The sequence below is a fragment of the Paucibacter sp. TC2R-5 genome (assembly GCF_025717605.1).
Taxonomy (GTDB): Bacteria; Pseudomonadota; Gammaproteobacteria; order Burkholderiales; family Burkholderiaceae_C; genus Paucibacter_A; species Paucibacter_A albus.
In genome coordinates, this window is the sequence record NZ_JAJIRQ010000031.1 from 1 (window position 1) to 1603 (window position 1603).

Genomic DNA, 1603 nt, shown 5'->3' on the forward strand with positions numbered 1-1603 from the left:
TTGAAAAAGTCCTCACCTCGATTAGCTCGAATGCCGTACAATTAACGCGTTAGCAAATCGAATCTTGGAGGGCACCGAGATGATGGGACGACAAGCGAGTGGGCAAGATCGGTTGCTCTACTCGTTCAGCCTCGAAGACCACATTCCCCAGAATCATCTGCTGCGCGGCATTGACCGCTGCCTCGACTTTGCTGGCCGCGGGAGCACTTGGCCGAGCACTACAGCCAGATCGGCCGCCCGTTTATTGACTCCGAGTTGATGCTTCGTATGCTGGTCGTCGGGTACTGCTACGGCATCCGCTCCGAGCGCCGCCTGTGCGAGGAGCTGCACCTCAACTTGGCCTACCGTTGGTTCTGCCGCTTGAGCCTGGAAGACGCCGCTCCCGATCACTCCACCTTCTCGAAGAACCGCCATGGGCGCTTCCGCGACAGCGGCGTGTTCCGCTGGCTGTTCGATGAGGTCGTGCGGCGCTGCATGGCAGCCGGCCTCGTCAAGGCCGAGGGCTTTGCTGTTGATGCGAGCATCGTGGCGGCCGATGCCAGCAGCCAGCGCGGTGTGCCCGGCACCGAGTCCGTTGACTGGAAAGATCCGGCGCTATGCACCCGCGCCGTGCGCGAGTACCTGCAGGAATTGGACGACGAAGCCCTTGGCAAGGTGCTGCCCAAGAAGATTTCGCTGACCGACCCACAAGCGAGTTGGACGGCGGCAACGGGCGGCCCCGCGTTCTTCGCCTATTCGACGAACTACCTCATCGATGCCGAGCACGGCGTGATCATGGACGTCCAGGCCACGCCGGCCCACCGCACTGCCGAAGTCGAGTCAACCAAACTGATGGTCGATCGCGTGCAGGAGCAGTTCGGCCTCAAGCCCGAGCGACTGATTGGCGACACCGCCTACGGCACGGCGCCCATGCTGAGTTGGATGGTGGACGAAAAAGGTATCGAACCCCATGTGCCTGTCTGGGATCGCACGCAGCGCGATGACGACACGCTCTCAAGCAACGAGTTCACTTGGGACGAGCAGGCCAATGAATACACCTGCCCACAAGGCCGCCCGCTGCGCAGCCAGTGGCGAGTCTTCAAGATTGAACGCAGTCACATCACCAAGGCTGACACGGTGATCTATCGCGCCAGCCAACAAGATTGCTCAAACTGTTCCGAGAAGCAGCGCTGCTGCCCCAACACTCCTATGCGCAAGATCGCTCGCAGCGTTCACGAAGCCGCCCGAAATGTAGCGCGCAAGATTGCCACCACCGAGCAGTACGGGCGCTCGCGCTGCCAACGCAAGAAAGTGGAAATGTTGTTTGCCCACCTGAAGCGAATCCTGCGATTGGATCGGTTGCGCCTGCGAGGTCTCAGTGGCGCGATGGACGAGTTCACGATGGCTGCGGTAGTGCAGAACTTGCGTCGTTTGGCGATGCGGGTGCCGCAAGGCCCACCGCCACAAGGCACTGGTGCGCCTGCTTGAGGCGAAACCCCACCGACTAACCTCAAAACCGGGTCGAAAGACCTGGTTCAGACGAAGAAAAGGAGAGTTGCGCGCTTTCGCCTTCGCGTTGCCAGCAGCCCGCTCGTGCCGATCAACGACTTTTTCAACAGAATAG

Annotated in this window: 1 pseudogene; it reads left to right on the plus strand. The window is 60.6% G+C overall.

From position 1 onward, the window contains the following. Positions 1 to 79: 79 nt before the first annotated feature. Positions 80 to 1467, plus strand: a pseudogene (locus LNV08_RS22925) (transposase). Positions 1468 to 1603 lie beyond the last annotated feature (136 nt).